The organism is Gemmatimonadota bacterium (assembly GCA_030747075.1).
In the GTDB taxonomy this organism is placed as follows: domain Bacteria; phylum ARS69; class ARS69; order ARS69; family ARS69; genus ARS69.
This window is the reverse complement of sequence record JASLLL010000012.1, coordinates 40,219-58,440: the sequence shown is the minus strand read 5'-3', so window position 1 is coordinate 58,440 and position 18,222 is coordinate 40,219. Positions and strand designations below refer to the sequence as shown.

The 18,222-nt window shown below is 65.8% G+C and carries 10 protein-coding genes; 4 read left to right on the top strand and 6 right to left on the bottom strand.

The features are described 5' to 3' along the window. Positions 1 to 30 precede the first annotated feature (30 nt). Positions 31 to 2,274: an acetate--CoA ligase family protein gene (locus QF819_05835; protein MDP6802683.1), complete on the bottom strand. Its 2,244-nt coding sequence runs from the start codon at positions 2,272 to 2,274 to the stop codon at positions 31 to 33. Between the two features lie 60 nt (positions 2,275 to 2,334). On the opposite strand from QF819_05835, the gene QF819_05830 reads away from it, so the two are divergent. After that, complete coding sequence (locus QF819_05830) at positions 2,335 to 4,185, top strand: DUF2723 domain-containing protein (GenBank protein ID MDP6802682.1); 1,851 nt, start codon at positions 2,335 to 2,337, stop codon at positions 4,183 to 4,185. A gap of 1 nt (position 4,186) precedes the next feature. Here the strand turns inward: QF819_05830 and QF819_05825 are convergent, their stop codons facing one another. The 5 genes from QF819_05825 to QF819_05805 form a co-directional block, all read right to left on the bottom strand. Then, positions 4,187 to 6,265: a S8 family serine peptidase gene (locus tag QF819_05825; GenBank protein ID MDP6802681.1), complete on the bottom strand. Its 2,079-nt coding sequence runs from the start codon at positions 6,263 to 6,265 to the stop codon at positions 4,187 to 4,189. 15 nt (positions 6,266 to 6,280) lie between these two features. After that, the gene (locus tag QF819_05820) at positions 6,281 to 8,872 is read right to left on the bottom strand and encodes a FlgD immunoglobulin-like domain containing protein (GenBank protein ID MDP6802680.1); all 2,592 of its coding nucleotides are present in this window, start codon (positions 8,870 to 8,872) and stop codon (positions 6,281 to 6,283) included. A 72-nt stretch (positions 8,873 to 8,944) separates the two neighbouring features. Continuing rightward, a complete protein-coding gene (locus QF819_05815; GenBank protein MDP6802679.1) occupies positions 8,945 to 9,253 on the bottom strand; it encodes a hypothetical protein in 309 nt (102 codons plus the stop codon). A gap of 114 nt (positions 9,254 to 9,367) precedes the next feature. Then, entirely contained in the window at positions 9,368 to 10,774 is a 1,407-nt protein-coding gene (locus QF819_05810; protein MDP6802678.1) for a hypothetical protein, read from the bottom strand. 4 nt (positions 10,775 to 10,778) lie between these two features. Then, positions 10,779 to 11,390 (bottom strand): penicillin-binding protein activator LpoB, encoded by a 612-nt coding sequence (locus QF819_05805; protein ID MDP6802677.1) that lies wholly within the window; start codon positions 11,388 to 11,390, stop codon positions 10,779 to 10,781. Positions 11,391 to 11,568: 178 nt separating this feature from the next. On the opposite strand from QF819_05805, the gene pepF reads away from it, so the two are divergent. The 3 genes from pepF (at position 11,569) to QF819_05790 (ending at position 18,193) form a co-directional block, all read left to right on the top strand. Beyond that, positions 11,569 to 13,446 (top strand): oligoendopeptidase F, encoded by a 1,878-nt coding sequence (gene pepF, locus QF819_05800; protein MDP6802676.1) that lies wholly within the window; start codon positions 11,569 to 11,571, stop codon positions 13,444 to 13,446. 24 nt (positions 13,447 to 13,470) lie between these two features. After that, positions 13,471 to 15,552 carry a GreA/GreB family elongation factor gene (locus QF819_05795; GenBank protein ID MDP6802675.1) on the top strand — a complete coding sequence of 694 codons (2,082 nt, stop codon included), beginning with the start codon at positions 13,471 to 13,473 and terminating at the stop codon, positions 15,550 to 15,552. A gap of 103 nt (positions 15,553 to 15,655) precedes the next feature. Next, positions 15,656 to 18,193, top strand: a complete 2,538-nt coding sequence (locus QF819_05790; GenBank protein ID MDP6802674.1) for a T9SS type A sorting domain-containing protein — start codon at positions 15,656 to 15,658, stop codon at positions 18,191 to 18,193. Positions 18,194 to 18,222 lie beyond the last annotated feature (29 nt).

The window sequence follows — 18,222 nt, the reverse complement described above, 5'->3', positions numbered from 1 at the left end:
TGGCTCTCTTCGTGCGCTGGCGGCGCGTTGCTACGCGCCCGCCAGTCGGGCCTCGCACCAGATGCTGAGCAGGCGCGTTGCGCGGTCCGCTTCGCGGAAGACGGGGATGCCGCCCGCGCGAAGAACCCGCGCCATGGGGTCAAACAGTTCGCCGGAGTCCACCACCGCAACCCACGGCTTCTCCGACGCTCTCGCCAGTTCCACCAGCCGGGATGCGGCTGAATCCGCGCGAGCCACATCTTCGTTGTGGCCTTCTCCGGCGGCCAGCGTGTTGAGCGCGGGCGTCAGCGGTACGCAACTGATGACGCCAGCGTCCACCTGTGGATCCGCCATCAGAATGCGCGTGGCTTCCGCGTAGGCTTCATCACCCGTCATGGGGGTCAGGTCCAGCGGGTTGTGGATGTCCACGAGCCCTGAAACTCCCGTGGCGTCGAGGAGTGCGGCGAGCTGTGCGCAGGTGTCTTTGCTGAGTTCGGCCATCTCCAGCGTATGGAGATTGTCCCCGATGGCGACGCACTCGAACCCCGCGTTGGTCAGCGCCGCGATGCGCCGCCCGCCAGGGGTCTTTCCGTGGAACAGCGTGAAGAGCTCCAGCAACATCTCGAAGTCCGCCAGCGTCTCCGCCGACACGATGCCCGCTCCGTCCGCAAGTTCCCGTGTGACGACCGCGTCTCCCGCGATGGACGCGGTATGGCTGGCCGATGCCAGCGCGCCGGCCGCCGTCCTTCCCGCACGGTAGAGAAGGACTGTCCGGCCCGAGGCCGTGATCTCCGCCGCGGCCCGCAGGAACTTCCGCCCGTCCATCGGCGCGAACCCTTCCACATACACCGCGAAGAGTTCCACCTGTGGATCCTCCGCGAGGTAGGCCACATGATCTCCGATGGTGAGGTCCGTCTGGTTTCCGACCGAAACCGTATAGCGGGGCCGGACCGAAGGAAGACGGCTGGCCCGAGCCACCGCGAACGCGCCGCTTTGCGAAACCACGGCGACCGGTGCGGGGGGAATGTCCGGCGCGGGGAGTTTGTGCGGCGGCAGGAAGATGGTGTCGTAGCGGCCGGGCGCGGAGCGGATGCCGATGCAGTTGCCGCCGTTGACGACCGGCCCGCCCCAGTCGGTCTTGCGGGACGCCGCGAGTTCCGCACGAAGCGTACGAGCGGCTTCCGCGCCGCTCTGCGTTTCCTCCAGCCCCCCCGGAATGACGATGACGCTCTCCGCGCGTTCCCCGCTGAGGATGGCGGACATGGCGTCCGGAACCTGCGCCGCGGCAATGGCCAGCACCACGAGGTCCACGCGTTCCGGCAGCGATTCCAGATTCGGCACGCATCGGCACCCGTCGATATGGTCCGCGCCCGGCTTGACGATCGTGATGCCGTCAGGGTCGAAGCCATCGCGCAGGAGATTGCGCAGGATGATGCGCCCGGGGTTCATGCGCTGCGACACGCCGACCACCGCCACGCTCTTCGGCGCGAAGAGATGGGCGAGCTTGTGAAGCGGCCGCGGCGCCGTGGTCGGGCGGGGGGCGGACTTCGCCGGTCTGACGAGCACATCCAGCGCCTGAAACCCGCCCGCGGTCACGACCAGCGGGTTGATTTCCAACTCGCCCAGAAGGTCCGGCATGTAGTCCTCGGCAAGGCCCATGAACTTCCGCAGGAGATCGCGCATTCTCGGGAGCGAGAGGAAAGCCTCGCCGCCGCGCTGGCCTTCGGTGAGGAGCGCCCCCACGGCGGTCGAGTGGATGGCGCGCTCGATGGCTTCGTCCGAGCTGATCCCGGGCGAAACGATGGCGACTTCCCGACCCGGACGAAGATGCCGCGAATAGAAGTTGGCGTGAATCCCCCCTGCCGCGAGCGTGACCACCGGGCCGAAATCCTCTGTCCAGCGCAGGTTCACCAGGAGTTCCCGGCCGAGCATGCGCTCGTGGGCGACATGCCGAACGAGAAGGAGCCCGCTGAGGGGCCTTCCCGCGACGCGCTCCACCATTTCCGTGGCCGCCTTGCGGACATCGCGAAGCCGCTTCCGGACGATGGCCACCCCGCCCACCTCGGTCTTGTGGAGGATTTCGGGGGAGATTATCTTCAGCACCACTCGATCTCCCGGAAGATCGTTCAGAAGCGTCTGGCGGATGTCGGCGGGAGAGGGGACGATGAAGTGCGTCGGCACGGGAATCCCGAGCGAGGAAAGGAGCGCCATTCCCTCGTGCTCCGGGAGAGTGGCGACCCCGCTGTCGCGGGCGGTGCGCAGAAGTTCGGCGGCGGTGGGAGCCGGGAGAGACAAGACGCTCCTCCTTTCACACGCCACGATACTCGGTGACGGCCGTAGAACAAGGGAGGCGGCATGGGCGAAGCAGTGAGCGCGGCCGACAGTGCGCGGTCGTGGCGGCGAATCGCGCTGCATCTGTCGTGGATTCTGCCCGGCGCGATCTACGGGATGACGGCTGCGCGCGATGTCGCGCTGGTGGACTCGGGCGAACTGGTGCTGGCGGCTTCCGGCCCGGGTGTGGCGCACGCGCCCGGCTTTCCGGTCTGGGTCATGCTCGGGTGGATCGCGTCCCGGATTCCGGGCAGCGAGATCGTCCATGTCAACTTCCTGTCGGCTCTGGCAGGCACGGTGACGGTTCATCTCGTATACCGTCTCGCACGGCACTGGCTCACCGCCCGGGATGGCCGCATGCCCGGGCCCGCCGCGTCGGAGTTCGCGCCGCTCTCCGGGGCCATGCTGGCGGCGTTCGCCTTCCCGATCTGGGGGTTCGCCGGGTTCGCGGAGGTCTATACGGTGACCTCGGCGCTTCTTGTCGGGGCGCTGCTCGCCACTTCCCACTGGCGTGAGGCGCCGTCCGACGGGCGTCTTCTGACGGCGGGCGTACTCTGGGGACTCGCGGCGTCCTGCCACCACATCACGGCCGGACTGGCCCTTCCCGCCATGATCTGGCTGGTGGCTTCCCGGCGCGGTCGCGACATGAACCGCTGGCGGAATGTCGGTGTCGCGGCGGTTGCGGCCACGGCGGTCGGACTTTTCTGCTACGGGTCGATCCTCGTCATCGGTCGCACCGATCCGTGGATGAACTGGGGTGGCGTGAAAGACCTGGAGCGCCTCTTCTGGCATGTGACAGGGAAGCAGTACCGCGTCAACCTGCTCACCTTCCGCCCGGAGGGGTTGCTGCTGGAAGCGAAGCGGCTGTCGTGGCTGGCGCTTGTCGCATGGACGCCGCCGGGGATCGTGCTGGCGGTCCGCGGCTGGCGACGGATTGCGAAGACGCGCCCTCCCGAAGCGATCGCACTGGCTCTGCTTGCGGGGCTGGGGCTGGTCTTCGCGTTCTGCTACGAGATCGCGGAGGACAAGGAGGCGTACTACGCCACGGCGACCTGGGCGATCGGCCTTGCGTTCGCGGCGGGTCTTCTGGAACTGATGGCGCGGAAGGATGTGCGCTCCCGGCGTTTCGGGATTGCGCTGGCCGTGGTGGTGCCGCTTGCGGTCGCCGGGATGACGGTGAGGGCGGCTGATCGCCATGCGGATGGCCGGGCGCGCGCCTTCGTGGAGGATGTCGCCGGGGCGGCAGGCCCGGACGGGATCCTCCTGACACAGGAGTGGCAGTTCTATTCGCCGTGGCTGGCGCTTCACCATCTGGAGGGGTTTCGGCCCGACTTGCGCGTGGTCGATGTCAACCTCGTGCGGCGTTCGTGGTATCTGGACTACCTTCGCCGCGAGATGCCGGAAGTCATGGAGTGCGCGGCCGTCGAGGAGGCGGCCTTTCGAGAGCAACTGGACCTCTTCGAGCGGGACCGCCCGTACGACCCCGCGACGATTCAAGCGTCCTTTCTGGCATTCCTGAATGCGCTGGTCCGGGCGGGGGAGGACACCGGGGGGGACGCATTCGTGATGGCCCCGGTGGAGGAGGGGGTGGCGGCCGATCGCTACTGGATGCCGCAAGGGTTGGTGTATCGGCTCTTCCGCGACATGGACGACCCGCCGCCACTCCGTGAGGTGCCCATTCGCGAAGAGCGACGCTGGATCTACGACCGGTGGGATCTTGCCGGAGCGAAGGTCCATGCGGCATATCGCGATGCCCTGGTGGCGGCGGCAAAATGGGAGGCAAGTCGCGGCGAACAGGATTCCGCGAGGCGTCTGCGCGATCGTGCGGAGGCCATGGCCCGGGTTCGGATGCCGGTTCCGGCGGAAGGGCTGTAGCCTAGTCCCGGCCGAGGAGCGTCAGTTTCACCGTGGTGTTCCGGTGGCCGGCGCGGATCTTCGCGAAGTAGAGGCCTGCGGGAAGGGTTCGTCCCCGCGCGTTCCGGCCGTCCCAGCGGATGGCGTGCGCGCCCGCCTCTCCCGCATCCGCGCGAAGCGTTCGCACCTCGCGCCCGGCGATGTCGTACAACGTGATGCGCGCTTCGACTCCGGCCTTGCGCGTGAAGCGAATCACGGTCTCCCGCGCGAAGGGATTCGGGGTGGCCGCCGCGACTCCGTCCGCCGCGACACGCTCTGCCGCGCCGGTCTGCGCGCCGCCCGCGACCAGCGGGGCGGATGAGACGAGGGCGTAGTCCTGGAGTCCGCCATCGAGCGAACTCTTGTGGGAAACGCGCAGTGCGTAGTCTCCGGCGGAAAGTCCGGGCGCAAAGACCTGTTCCACATTGTCGACGGTGTTGTCCCCGGTGGAGGCTGGCGCGGCGGGGTCCGCGGGATCCAGAATCCACGGGCTGGCCAGCAGCGCTCCGGAAGTCGTCTCCAACGCCAGGTCCAGGTCGTTCACGAGCATTGCGTCCGGCGGGTCCAGCGCGTTGGCCACGGGTGTCCCGGGAGGATCCGTCCAGACGATCGTGGCGCGGAAGTCGGCAGCCGCCGCGAGCGTGAACGAGTAGAGGTCTTCCGCGCCGTCGGCAAGCGACGCGTGGACGATTCTGCTCTCGCCGCCGGACGAGGCATCTTCGGTGATCAGGTCCGCGGCGCTGCGCGTATTCATGAGCCCCCATCCGTGGGCGTAGTCGGGACCGGGATCGGCTCCCGCTTCGTCGGCCGAGTGGATCAGGAGCGCCTTGATCGCCGCCGCTGTGGGGAGGAGTGCTGCATGCGTATCCGCATAATGCCGCACGAGCAGGTTGGCGGAACCCGCCGCATTGGGAGAACTCATCGAGGTGCCGGTCTTCGTGCCGTAAGCGCTGTCGCCCGAGGAGAGACAGGAGTAGAGGCTGTTCCCGTTGGCCACAAGGTCCGGCTTGATGCGCCCGTCGTCGGTCGGACCCCACCCGGAGAACGAAGTCATCGAGACATCGGGCGGCACGGTGTACCCGCCCGGAATGTCGTCAACCGCCCCCACGGTGAGGATGTTCTTGGCGGTGCCCTTCGTCGGGAGGCAGTCATAGCCGTCCGCGCCGCCGTCGGGATCCCGCGTGTCGTTGCTGGTGACCCAGCTCCCTCCGCTCCAGACATAGTGCGTGCCGCCTGCCCCCGGTCCGTCGTCGTTCCGGTCATTCCCGGCGGACTTGCAGATGAGGTAGTAAGGCGCATCGAAGGCGATCTCATCCCAAAGAACGGAGGAAGACGAATAGAACCCGAACGACCAGTCCTCCACAGGATCGATCGCCGGATCCCCGTACCAGTACCAGTTTCCGCCGCTGGACCTCCAACCGGTGGCGTATCCGTACGAGTGATTCGAGACATTCATGCCCGCCGCGGCGGCCGTCGCCATCTCCGGCTCGTCGTAGGACCAGTCGTGTGCGGACAGGACGCCTTCCCAGGACATTCCCTGTGCGTCGGGATCGAGCCCGGTGCCGATCAGCGTCCCGGCGACATGGGTCGCGTGCGAAGAGAGGCCGGATGGCGAGTCGATCTGCGTGACCCGGCCGGTGAGTTCATCGTGTGTGGTCCGGACGCCTCCGCCGTCCCAGATACCGAGTCCCCCGAAAGGGGTCGTGGAACCGGTGAGGGCCAGCCCTGCCGAGCCGCCCGGCCATACGTCCACGGTGGAGAGGGTTCGGGCGGCGTCGAGGTTGTGGGCTTCATGAAAGACAGGTCTTCCATGGAGCACAAACATCAGTTCCACATCGGGGTCCGCATTGAGCGCCGCCTGCGCCGGGCTGTCTCCCGCGAGGAGTTGGTGGTAGAGGGGCGTCTGGCGCGCTTCCCATTCGGCCCGCGTGCGCTCGGCAAGCGCGAGGAGTTCCGCAACCCGCGTCACCGGTTCGGCCCGGGCCGAACCCACGGGCATCATCGAGAGCGAGAAGAGCAACCCGGCGACGGCGGCGGTGACATTGCGACCATGACCCGACATAGTGCTCCTCCAGCGTTATCGAATGCGAACGGCCTTGCGGGTTCTCAGTTCCCCGGCGGACATGAGCTGCGCGAAGTAGACTCCCGGAGACACCGGAGTTCCCGTCTCCGTCGTCCCGTCCCATTGGGCGTTCACGCTGCCCCCCGGCACCGGACCGTCGTGCAGAACGCGAACGAGCCGCCCGGCCACATCGACCAGCGAAAGACGGGCCCACGCGTTCGCGTCGGGTACGGAGAACGAGAACGAAACCGCGCCCCGAGACGGGTTCGGACTCGGCGGCGAGAGTCGGATCACCGCATTGGCGGCAGGCGTGAGTTCCTCAGTGGTCACGGTCCCGTCGGCCAGGGTGGAGATGTCCGCACGAAAGGCCGACCGCCCGTGCGTTCCGGCCAGAAGCGTACGGGACGCGGGGTGCAGGTCGATATCCGTCACCACCGAAAGCGGCAGCCCCGTCCCGACCTTGAGCCAGACGCCGCCGAGGTCCGGCGTCCAGTACACGCCGACATCCGTGGCCACGAAAAGCCGCGTCGGGAAGTCGGGGTCCGGGAGGATGTCGTTCACGGGCGCTTCGGGGAGGTTGCCGGTGATGTCGGTCCAGGTGGCGCCGTAATCCGCCGTGCGATGAACATGCGGAAGGAACACATCTTCGCGGTAACCCGAATGCGTGACATACGCGATGGCGGGACTGGCGGGATCCATGGCGACCGCGGTGACATATCGCACGGGAAGTCCCGCGCTGATGTTCGTCCAGCTGTTCCCGCTGTCGGTCGTCACATGGACATTCCCGTCGTCGGATCCGGTGTAGACAGTACTCGGCCCACCGACGATTCCGAGGACATCCAGTGTCGTCAGCGTGCCGAAGGTCAGATTGCCGCTCCCCGGACCGCCGGTCAGGTCCGGGGAGACTGGCGTCCAGTTGTTCCCGCTGTCCAGCGTGCGGTAGACGCGATGCGATCCATAGTAGAGCGAGTTGGGGTTGGACGGGTCCATCACGAAGGGCGTGTGCCAGTTCATGCGGTCGTTGTAGTCGATCCCGTTGCCCGCCCAGGAGAAGCTGGCGCCGGTGTCTGTCGAGCGGTAAAGGTATCCCCACTGATACTCGGCGAAGATCTCCGCGGAGTTCGTCGGATTCACAACGCAGGTGAAGCCGTCCCCTCCGAGGATGTGATCCCAGTCGTCCGTGTTGCCGGTCAGCGTGCGCTGCGTTCCGTTGTCCTGAGTGCCCCCGTACACACGATGAGGCAGCGACGGATCCAGCGTCACCGCGTAGAACTGGGAGATGGGGAGGTCGTACTTCTTCGTCCAGAAACTCCCGGACCGCGGCCCGACATAGATGCCGCCATCGTTTCCGGAGACGAGATCGACCTGTCCGTTCCCGTCGAAGTCGGCGAACACCAGGTCGTGCATGTCCACATGCTGGGAGCCGGTGATCTCGCTCCAGGTGATACCCCCGTCGGTCGAGCGGTAGAGTCCGACCCCCAGGGCGTACACGCGGTTCTCGTTGGCGGGCAGGACGCGGACATTGCCGAAGTACCAGCCGAAGCTCGAATACAGGTTGTTGAGGGAGACCCCGTCGTCGATGCGAACCCACGACCCTCCCGCATCGGTCGTTTTGTAGACTCCCGCGAAGTAGCCGGGGGTGTCCGCATAGATCGCGTACACCGTGCTCGGGTTCGAGGGTGCGATCGAGAGTCCGATCCGCCCCACGCTCGGGCCGGGTGACGGGAGCCCTCCCGCAAGAAGCGTCCACGAATCTCCGCCGTCGGTGGACTTGTGAATGCCGCTCGTGGGGCCGGCGACATTGCGCGCGTCCGGTGCGCGCATCCGTTCCCAGAACGCGGCGTAGAGTATGTTGCCATCCGTGGGGTCGATGGCGACATCGATGGCGGAGGTGGAATCGCTGACGAAGAGCGTCTGGTGCCACGATGCGCCGCCGTCGGTCGACCGGTACATTCCGCGATCACCGCCTTTGGAATAGAGAGCACCGGAAACGGCCACATGGATTCGTGCGGCGTCGGTCTGGTCGTAGGCAATCCGCGCGATGCGCTTTGAGTCCGCAAGCCCGGTGACGGCCCACGAGTCTCCACCGTCGGTGGTGCGGAGCATCCCGATCCCGTCGTAGGAGTCGCCGCTTGCGTTGGCCTCGCCGGTTCCCGCAAGGAGCGTGCCGGGCGCGGTCGGATCTTGTGCGAGCGCCCCGATCGACAATCCGCCGAAGTCGTCCAGTAGCGGTTCCCAGGTCGTGCCGGTATCTGTCGTGCGAAGGATGCCCCCGTCGGCGGCTCCGATCCACGCACGCCCCGCCGCCCCCGTCGTGTCGACGACGACCGCCGTGACTCGCCCGCCCACATTGTCCGGACCCGTCTCCGCCCATACGACGGGGGTTCCCCGGTTCGCATCCCCGGGGACCGCCACCGGCATGGCGCGCGCCTGCTCCAGTGCGCGGGCATGAGCGCCGGGCGGGATGTCCGCGTGCGGCCAGGCGCGTTCGAGGTGGAAGTGCTCGTTGGGCGCCTTCGGAGGAGCGAGCGGTGCGGAGCGAACGCCAAGAAAGAGCGAGAGCGCGGTACCCGCGACTAGGACGGGGCCGATCGTGGTTCGACGCATGGTGCGGCTCTCCGCAGAAGAGGTGAGCGGGGGGGAGGGGAGGCGTCATTCTACCATGTCCCCGGCCGGACTTCAGCCCCGGCGTGTCCCTCGCCCGAGGTAGGCGAATCCGCGCCTTGAGGCGGCGCCACAGTAGAATCCAAGCAGCGCGGGCGCAGTGAGCAGAAGCGAGAGCGGAGTCGTGTCGACCGCCAGGCACCCGCGCAGAGCGAGGTCGAACACGGGGACCACCAGTGCGAGAAGAACCGCCCGGGGCCACGCCCCCCGATGCGTCTGAAACCCGATGGAGAACGAGATGGGCAGAAGGGCTGCGCCCGTCGCAAGGAGGCTCTGCTGGGCGGTATGGAAAGCACCCAGAAAGAGAACGACGGGAACGGCCATCTGGGGCCGGGGAAATAAGTGGTGCGGCATGGTGCTCCCCCCCGGGGGACGCTCCACACTAGGAACACATCGGCACGGGTGCAAGGGGGAGGAGACCGTGCGTGCCGGTGGGCTCTATCGGGCCCCGAAGAAGGTGCGATGAGAAAGGACGCGGATCTCTCCCGCGCCGACCTCCACGCCTTCAAACTGGACGGACTCGGTGACCTGTCCGTGCGGCCCGCGGCACTCCAGAAGGATGTCATGCGTTCCGGGTTCGACGACAAGCCGTGCCATCTGAATGGTGCGTGGAAGCGTGATCCAACTGCGCGTGTCGGCCTTTTCCGTGGCAGCGGTCAGGAGGTTGGCGAAGAGCCCGGCAATCTCCCCTCGCTCCTCTTCCACTGCGCGCGTGATCCCGTACTTGCCAATGGCGCGCAGCACCGCCCGGAAGAGGATGGTCGGCATTCGGTCGGTCAGACCCGCGCGGGCAATCGCGTCCAGATCCTCGGCGACTTCAGTCGTCGCGAACCGCCCGGCGGCAGAGAGAACCGCGCGGCTGGATGCGTGATTCGGAGCCTGCGGGAGATAGGCCGGGAGCGCCACGCGAAGGAAGTAGTCCAGTTTCTTTCCGTGCGGGATCTTCGTCTGTCCGCGTCGATGAGCGAGAATGCGAGCGAACTTCTCGCGGTCTTCCTCATCCCCGTCGTTCTTGTAGACCGGCAGGTGGACTTCCTCCTGGATTTTCGCCGGGAGGAACCCCTCTTCCCAGAAGAGGACAATCTCCCCGGCCCGGAGGAGTTCCTCCACTTCGACCAGTTCCGTCCCCGGGTATCGCGACCGGAGCTTCTCCAGTTCCCGGTCGTATCCCAGTGCGGCCGCAACCCGCATGAGATCCCGCGCCAACCAGGAGGGCGCCGCGATTCCGTAGGATGCCAGGTACCGTTCGTACGCCTCCTCCGCAAGTCGCAGGGAGACCCATGCGTCGTTCAGTTCCCCGGCCGCCTCGTACAAAATGGCGGTTTCGTACTGCATGAACGCATCGTCGCGGTAGGTGTGCGGATTCGACTGCGCGTCCGCATACACCGCCAGCCGATGACTGGCCTTCCGGCATTCGACAATCGCGTCGTCGAATCGGAGGAGGTCCACATAGTTCATCGCCCGGTAGTGGTGGAGGAGGACCTGCTCCCAGATCTCTCCCGCGTAGTGGAGCGTCTCGTCGCTGGTGGCCAGCGACAGGACTTCCCGCGAGAGGGACTTTGTGAGCAGGTCGTCGATGCGATCTTCGGCGCGCTGGAAGACGGCGTTGGATTCGTCGAATCGCCCAAGCGTTCGCAGGACGAGTCCGAGTTCAAACAGATACGGAAGCCCGTCGCCGCCCGGCTTCTCTTTCGTGAGGAAGGAGTGTGCGGCGGGGAGATCGCCGCGCAACAGCGGGTCTCGAACGCCGATCGCCTTCATCGTGTAGGTGGCGCATCCGGCCAGGACGGCAAGGAGCAGTCCCCACGCGGGAGTTCGCCTTCGGAACCAGCCCGGGAAGTTCACAGGGCTATCCCGAGAAACGGGCCCGGTCGATGTCCTTCTTGATCCGCTTCGTCCCGATCCACTTCTTCTCGTTGGATTCCACATGGATCAACTCAAGGTCCGTCTGATAGAAGGAGACCTTCCGGCGGCCTTCTTCGTCGACGATCTGCTGGATGGCGCCGGTCAGCACGAAGTCGGCGCCGGTCTCGCGGCCGAATCGCTTGAGGGTCTCTGCCGTGACATTCCCCCGCATCTCTTCGCGTTCCGTACGGATGTCCGCACGCTCTCCGGCGTCCGCCACCACCTTCACATCTCCTGAGTTGATGAACTCCCGCTCGATACTCTTGATGAAGGTGTCCACGGGGATGTGCTCCATCGTCTTGTTGCGCACCGCCCCAACGACAATCACGGGGATCCTGCCCTCGGTCAGGACATGCTGGCGAATCCACGGCCGGGAGAGGCAGTCGCGAATCATCTCCTCCGCCACGATCCGGGAGTCCGTGTCGTTCCACCGGCCGGAGAGGTCCGTCACCGTGTCCTGATCGAGGCGAGTGACGGTCTTGCCGCCGCAACCCGGGAGAATCATGCAGAGGGCGACTGCCACGGCAGCCGTGAGAAGAGGGTTCATCGGTTTCATCGGGGCCTCCTGAGTAGCGAGGTCAGATCATGACAGCCGGGGGGATCCGGGGCGGACGATACACCTATCTGGGCTTTTCGGACAGGTGTCGTCGCGGGGCTTGCCACCCGGCATCGATCTGGAGGAGAATGGGCGGCCGATTTCGTCATCCCGGCATTTCCGGAAGGAGCACCTCCTCGTGGAGCCAGCCCGAACAATCGCATCCGTTTTCTCCGCGTCGTCGTCGCCCTCCGCGCCGGCCGTGACGCCCGACCGAAGCGGCGTGAACGAGTCGCTCCGGTGGCGCCTGTCGGACATATTCGCGGACGAGGCGGCCTGGGGGGCGGAGATGGACCGCCTGCCTGACGAGGCCGAACGACTGAGCGAATGTCGGGGAACGCTCGGCGATGGTCCGGGGCCGCTTTGCGAAGTCCTCTCCCGGAAGGCGGAGCTGGAGTCGGCGATCGACACGGCGTATGTCTGGGCGCACCTCCTTCGCGATGAGGACACCCGCGCCACGGGGCCGCAGGGGATGGCCGACCGGGTGGCGCGTCTGGCGGTTCGCGTGGCGGAGGCGGGTGCCTTCGTGGAACCGGAGATTCTCGCGCTGCCGGATGAACAGCTGCAGACCTATCTCGGCGCGGAGGAACTTTCCCCATGGCGTCACTACCTGGAGAACCTCGTGCGGCTTCGGGAGCACATGCTCTCCTCCCGCGAAGAAGAGTTGCTGGCGTCCGCCGGCGAACTCTCGCGCGTGCCGAACTCCGCATTCGGGATGCTGAACGACGCCGATCTCCGGTTCGACGCCGTCCCGGACTCCGAGGGAGAGGAGCACGAGGTCACTCCCGCGCGGTACCCCGTCCTCATGGAAAACCCGGACCGCGTTCTTCGTGAGGGTGCGTGGAACAGCCTGATGCGTGGGTACGAGGCGCACAGGAACACCCTGGCCGCCCTTCTCGGGGGGGCGGTCAAGCGCGATGTCTTCTACTCGCGCGCCCGGGGGTATTCGTCGTGTCTCGCGGCGGCGCTGCATTCGTCGAACATCCCGGAAGGTGTTTTTCACACGCTTCTCGACTCTGTGGCCGGCCGCGCGGGTGCCATGCATCGATATGTCGCGCAGCGGAAGCGGCTGCTGGGCGTCGACGAGCTTCATCCACACGACATGTTTGTGCCGCTGGGAGATGCGCCGTCGTGGGAAGTTCGCTGGGAGGATGCGGGGAGCATTCTCCGCGAAGGGTTGGCTCCGCTCGGAGAGGAGTACGGGGCGACCATGGCCCACGGCATCTCCGGGGGCGGCTGGGTGGATGTACTCCCGACGCGCGGGAAGCGGTCCGGTGCCTATTCGTGGGGCGCATGGGCCACCCACCCATTCGTCCTCATGAACTATCAGGGCACGCTGGACCACCTCTTTACGCTGGCGCACGAGATGGGGCATGCCGTGCATCATCACTACACATCCGAGTCGCAGCCGTATGCGTATTCGCACACGCCCATCTTTCTTGCGGAGGTCGCGTCCACCACCAACGAAGTTCTCCTGATGGAGCACCTCCTTGCAACCACGGAAGAACCGGACCGGCGTTTTGCTCTTCTCAACCAGTATCTGGATCAGTTGCGCGGGACGGTCTTCCATCAGGTGATCTACGCGCGCTTCGAACACGAGGTTCACTGCATGGCGGAAGAGGGGCGCCCGCTGACTCATGAGACGCTCGGTGGCGCGTTCGGGAATGCTTACCGCGACATGATGGGTCCTGAACTTGCCTTTGGGGAGCGTGCGGCGGCCGCCTGGTCGCGGATTCCGCACTTCTACACCGGGTACTATGTCTACCAGTACGCCACGGGCTTCTCGGCGGCCGTGGCCCTGTCGCGAAGGATTCTCTCCGGAGGGCCTTCCGAGCGACAGGCGTACCTGGACTTTCTTGCGGCCGGAGATTCGGACTATCCCATCGAGACCCTGCGCCGCGCAGGGGTGGACCTGGCAGGGCCGGAAGCGGTTACGGATACGCTGGACCTCTTTGAAACGCTTCTCGACCGACTGGACGAGCATGTGGAACGGCACGGCGTGCCGGGCAGAAACTAGGCTTCGATGTTACCGGGAGGAACCGTGGAACTGGACACCGAGCTTCTTCGGCTGATCAAGAGGAAGCGAATCGACGAGATCGAGAACGAGTGGTTTTCCCGGCTGGAGTCGAATCCGGAGGACACCGAGTGGTTCGTGGAGGTCGCGCGGGGAATGTGCGCGGCGAAGACCCGGGCGAAGATGGCGGAACTGATCGCGCTCCGGGCGGACGCGCTGGCGGAGAAGCAGCTGTGGAAGGATGCGCTGGATGCCCTTGCCGAGGGGGTCAGGCTGTCGCCGCAGGATCAGGGACTCCGCACGAAGACGATCGAGATCCTGCGCGCCCGGCACGCCGACCGGGAGGATCTGGAGGAGGTGCTGGAGCTGTTCGCGCTGGAGGAGGCGACGGATCCCGTGCGCGTCTTCACGAATCTACGGGACTGGCTTCGCTTCGAAAGGGACGCGGGGTTCTTCCTGTTCGGGAAGGGACTCGGGAAGGTGGTCGCCACCAACCTCGGTCTCCAGAAGGTCACGGTCCGCTTCGAGAAGGGCGGAAGCCTCGTGGCGCGCGCGGACGAAGCCAAGCGTCTCATCACGCACATTCCCGAGAACCACTTCATGATGGAACGGCTGTCGGATCCGGACCGCATTCGTGAACTGGCCAAGGCGGACCCCGGCGAAATCCTCCGCGAAGTATTCGCTGTCTTCCATCGTCCGCTGTCGGCCGGGGAGATTCGCGAATGCCTGACGGGAGTGGTGGAAGGCGCGAAGTGGACTTCGTGGTGGGCACGCGCGCGAAAGCACCCGCAACTGTTGCCCGCGCGGGGCCGGAAGAACGCCTTCGCGTGGAGCCATTCGCCCGATGCGGCGGAAGACGCGATCCTCGTGGAGTTTGAGGGGGCGCCGCTTGCCGTTCGTGTGGAACTGGCCAGGAAGCATGCGAGGCGCGGCGGCCGGGTGAAGGATGTCCTGATTGCGGGGCTGCGCGAAGATCTGAGCCGGTGTTCGGACGAACTCTCCCGCGAGTCTCTGGAGATGGACTGTCTTCTTGAGGAGCTTGCGTCGGACCACGAGGCGGTCTTTCCTCTGGAGTCGATCCTCGCACGGGAAGACGGACCGGAGATCCTGTCGTCCCTGCCGGACCGGAGACATCGAGAGGCATTCCATCGCCGGATTCGCAAGATCTGTCCCGACGACTGGCCCACGCTTCATCGCACGCTCTTCTTTGCGGAGACGGACTATCGCCTCATGAGTGCGCTCTATGACGAACTTCTCACGGAGGGTCCGGAGGGCAGTGCGGACCGGCTCGTCGCGGACGCGCTGGCGGTGCCGCGCCGGAGGCCGCACGGGTTCGTATGGGTAACGCGACAGGTCCTGGCTCGCGATGAGCTGAAGAGCAGGGCGACGCTGGGACTGATCTCGCGGATTCTCGATGCGCTGGAACTGCCCGAGTTCAAGACGCTGCGAACGCCGCTTCGGGAACACTTTGAGGAAGACGGGCTGGCGTTCGCCGTCTTCGACATGGGCGGGCGTGCGGAGGCGGACCGCCTGCTGTCGACACTGGATTCCGCGGGCGGGCTGGAGGATCACCGGAAGACGACGCTCAGGCGGAAGATCTTCCGTGCGTATCCGGACATTCGGAAGCGGAAGTCGGAGGACTCCTTCCATGCAACGATGGAGGCGGTGGAAGCGAAGCGTGCGGAACTGGACGACCTGGTGAAGGTGCAGATTCCGCAGAACGCGGAGGCCATTCGGATTGCGCGGGAAGAGGGGGATCTTCGCGAGAACTTCGAATACCATGCCGCCCGGCAGAAGCACGAACTTCTCAACACGCGCGCCGCTCAGTTGGATCGGGATCTTCGCCGTGTGCGGGTGATCGACCGATCGTCCGTGGATGTCGGGAGCATCGCAGTGGGTACGACCGCGACGCTGGCACCGACAGACGGCGGAGATTCCATCGAGGTGACCATCCTCGGCCCGTGGGACTCCGACCCCGACGCGCGCGTCTTCTCGCACCTTTCGGATCTGGCGCTGGGCCTTCTGGGCACGGCGACCGGAGAAGGGGTCGACCTGGAGGAGAAGTCGTACCGGGTGGAATCGATCCGGGTGGCTTCCCAGCTGTCATAGGCCCCTGTCGGCTTAGTGGATGAGGGGTTCCACTCGTGGTAGAGTGGAGCCTGCTCCACTTCCCCCTTTCCGAAACCGCCTTTCCCCCCGAAAGGGGTCTGACATGCGTAGCAGAGTTTTCGATGTGCGCACCGTTCTTCCGGTGCTGTTCGCGGCTTCTGTTCTTCTCTTCGCCATCGCCGTTTCGAGCGAATCGGCCCCGAGCGGGTCTCCTGCGGAGATGACCGCCTGGCTTTCCGGGAAAGCGGCGTTTTATGAAGCCCACCCCGACCTGAAGGACACCCGGGGGAGTGGCTGGAAACCGTACAACCGCTTCAAGTGGTTCTACGAGCAGCGCATGATCAACGGTCAGGAGGTTCCACTGGGCGCGCGCCTCCGTGCATGGGAATACACGATGGACCTGCTCGAGTCCGGGGCTGTGTCCACGAGAGCCAGCTGGTTCTGCCGGGGGCCTGAGAATCTGTCCGGGCGGATACTGGACCTGGAGTTCGACCCGAACAACTCCAACACCCTCTTCGCAGCGGCCGCCGGGGGCGGGATCTGGAGAAGCGCGAACGGGGGAGCCACCTGGACTTCCGTCGGAGATGAACTCCCGTCGTCGGCGGTCGGCGCGGTGGCGGTTCTCCCGTGGGACTCAAGCGTGGTGCTGATCGGGACGGGCGAACCCACCTGGAACATAGACCGGATCGACGGCGTCGGCCTGCTGAAGTCCACCGACGGGGGTTACACCTGGGCGGCGACTTCGCTGACGCAGGCGGTCGTTGGAGGCCGCGGGTTTCACATCATCGAGGCGAACCCGAACGGCGGCACCGCCATTCTCGCCGGGGCGACGAACGGCCTCTGGAGATCCACCGATGACGGGGACAACTGGGATCTCGTGAAGGACGGAGACGACTACTACGATGTGAAGTGGAAGCCCGGAGACTCCGATCGCGTGTACACGGTCAAGGGGTCGGGCGGGTCCGGGAACAATGTCAAGGTCTCCACCGACGAAGGCCTCACCTGGGCGAAGGCAGGCACGGGGCAGCCCAGTTCCTGGCTGGTCGGGAAGACCCGGCTCTCCGTGACGCCGGATGCTCCCGGCACCATCTATGCGGGGTTTGCGGACAAGACATCGAACGGGCTTCTCGGGATCTACCGGAGCACGGATGACGGCGCCACCTGGCAGCTCCGCGCGAGCAGTCCCAACATCTACGGAACGCAGGGGTGGTACAACAACACCATTCAGGCGGATCCGAATGATGCGGAACACATCATCGTCGGAGGGGTGGCCCTCTACCGATCCGTGAACGGCGGGACTTCGTTCTCCCAGATCGGGAACCAGGTTCATGTGGACCATCATGCGATCGCCTACCGGCCCGGGAGCGACAACAATGTCTTTGTCGGCTCGGATGGGGGCGTGTGGGAGTCCACCACCGACGGCGCGTCGTGGAGCGATCGAAACACCGGTCTTGTGACCTATCAGTTCTACGACATCTGCGTCTCCCAGTCGGATCCTTCGCGTGCGGCCGGAGGGACGCAGGACAACGGAACGGACATCTGGAACGGCACGGTGAACTGGAGCAACGGCCTCGGCGGAGACGGAATGGTGTGCAACATCAAGCCGACGGCTCCCAATGTGATCTACGGCGAACTCTACTTCGGAGATCACCGGAAGACGCAAAACGGCGGCAGCAGCTGGTCGACGATCAACAACGGCATCTCGGGAGACGGGCCGTGGGTGACGCCGGTCGACATGGATCAGAACACCGCCAACCATCTGTACACTTCGAGCGCCGACGGGATCTTCCGTACCACGGCGGGAGGAAACCCGTGGACCAAGGTGGGCGACCAGACCGCGGTCTGGATCTCGATCAGTCCGGTGGACGGGAATGTCGTGTGGACGGTCGGAGGAGGGGCACCCTGGGTCACCACCGATGATGGCGGCACCTGGACGCAGACCTCCGATTGGGGGTTCTCCACGGGAGGCGCCACGAAGATCCTGTCGCACCCGACAGACGCGAACGGGGCCTTTGTCGCGTTCTCGGGCTACGGGGGAGGGATGGCGCATGTGGCGCGCACGACGGACATGGGAGTGAGCTGGCAGAATGTCACCGGCGACTTCCCGGATGTGCCCGCGAACGCCATTGCCGTAGACCCGCAGAACCCGGACATCTGGTTCATCGGAACCGACTTGGGCGTCTGGGAAACGAGCAATGCCGGAGTGAACTGGATTCCCTGCCACTCGGGGCTTGTGTCCGCCAAGATCGTCGATCTGGAGATCGAAGACGCCGCGCGGAAACTGGTTGCGGGCACGCACGGGCGCGGAATGTGGGAAGTGGACATCACTTCGCCCAGTGTCACCGATGTGTCCGTCACCTCGCCGCAGGGTGTCGGGGGGCTTCTGCTGGATTCGCCCCGGCCGAACCCCGCGACTTCCGAGGCGCGGCTTCGGTATGCGGCATGGCACGACGGGAGCGTCACGCTGGAGATTGTGGATGTGGCGGGACGACGGCAGGCTCGCATTGCAGAACACGCTTCCGGGGACGGAATCGTCCGTACCGCCTCCTGGCTGACGGATGACGCGCCGTCCGGCGTCTATTTCGCGGTCTTGAAGGCCGGAGCGAAGCAGACCACGCGGAAGATCGTTCTGGCGCGGTAGGCGGACTGCGCGTCCTCAGCGGGTGGGAT

What these genes read in the sequence shown, in the direction of transcription:
- QF819_05790 (MDP6802674.1), top strand. Translation starts at nt 15,656, where the DNA reads ATGCGTAGCAGAGTTTTCGATGTGCGCACCGTTCTTCCGGTGCTGTTC.
- QF819_05815 (MDP6802679.1), bottom strand. Translation starts at nt 9,253, where the DNA reads ATGGCCGTTCCCGTCGTTCTCTTTCTGGGTGCTTTCCATACCGCCCAG.
- QF819_05830 (MDP6802682.1), top strand. Translation starts at nt 2,335, where the DNA reads ATGGGCGAAGCAGTGAGCGCGGCCGACAGTGCGCGGTCGTGGCGGCGA.
- QF819_05820 (MDP6802680.1), bottom strand. Translation starts at nt 8,872, where the DNA reads ATGCGTCGAACCACGATCGGCCCCGTCCTAGTCGCGGGTACCGCGCTC.
- QF819_05805 (MDP6802677.1), bottom strand. Translation starts at nt 11,390, where the DNA reads ATGAAACCGATGAACCCTCTTCTCACGGCTGCCGTGGCAGTCGCCCTC.
- QF819_05825 (MDP6802681.1), bottom strand. Translation starts at nt 6,265, where the DNA reads ATGTCGGGTCATGGTCGCAATGTCACCGCCGCCGTCGCCGGGTTGCTC.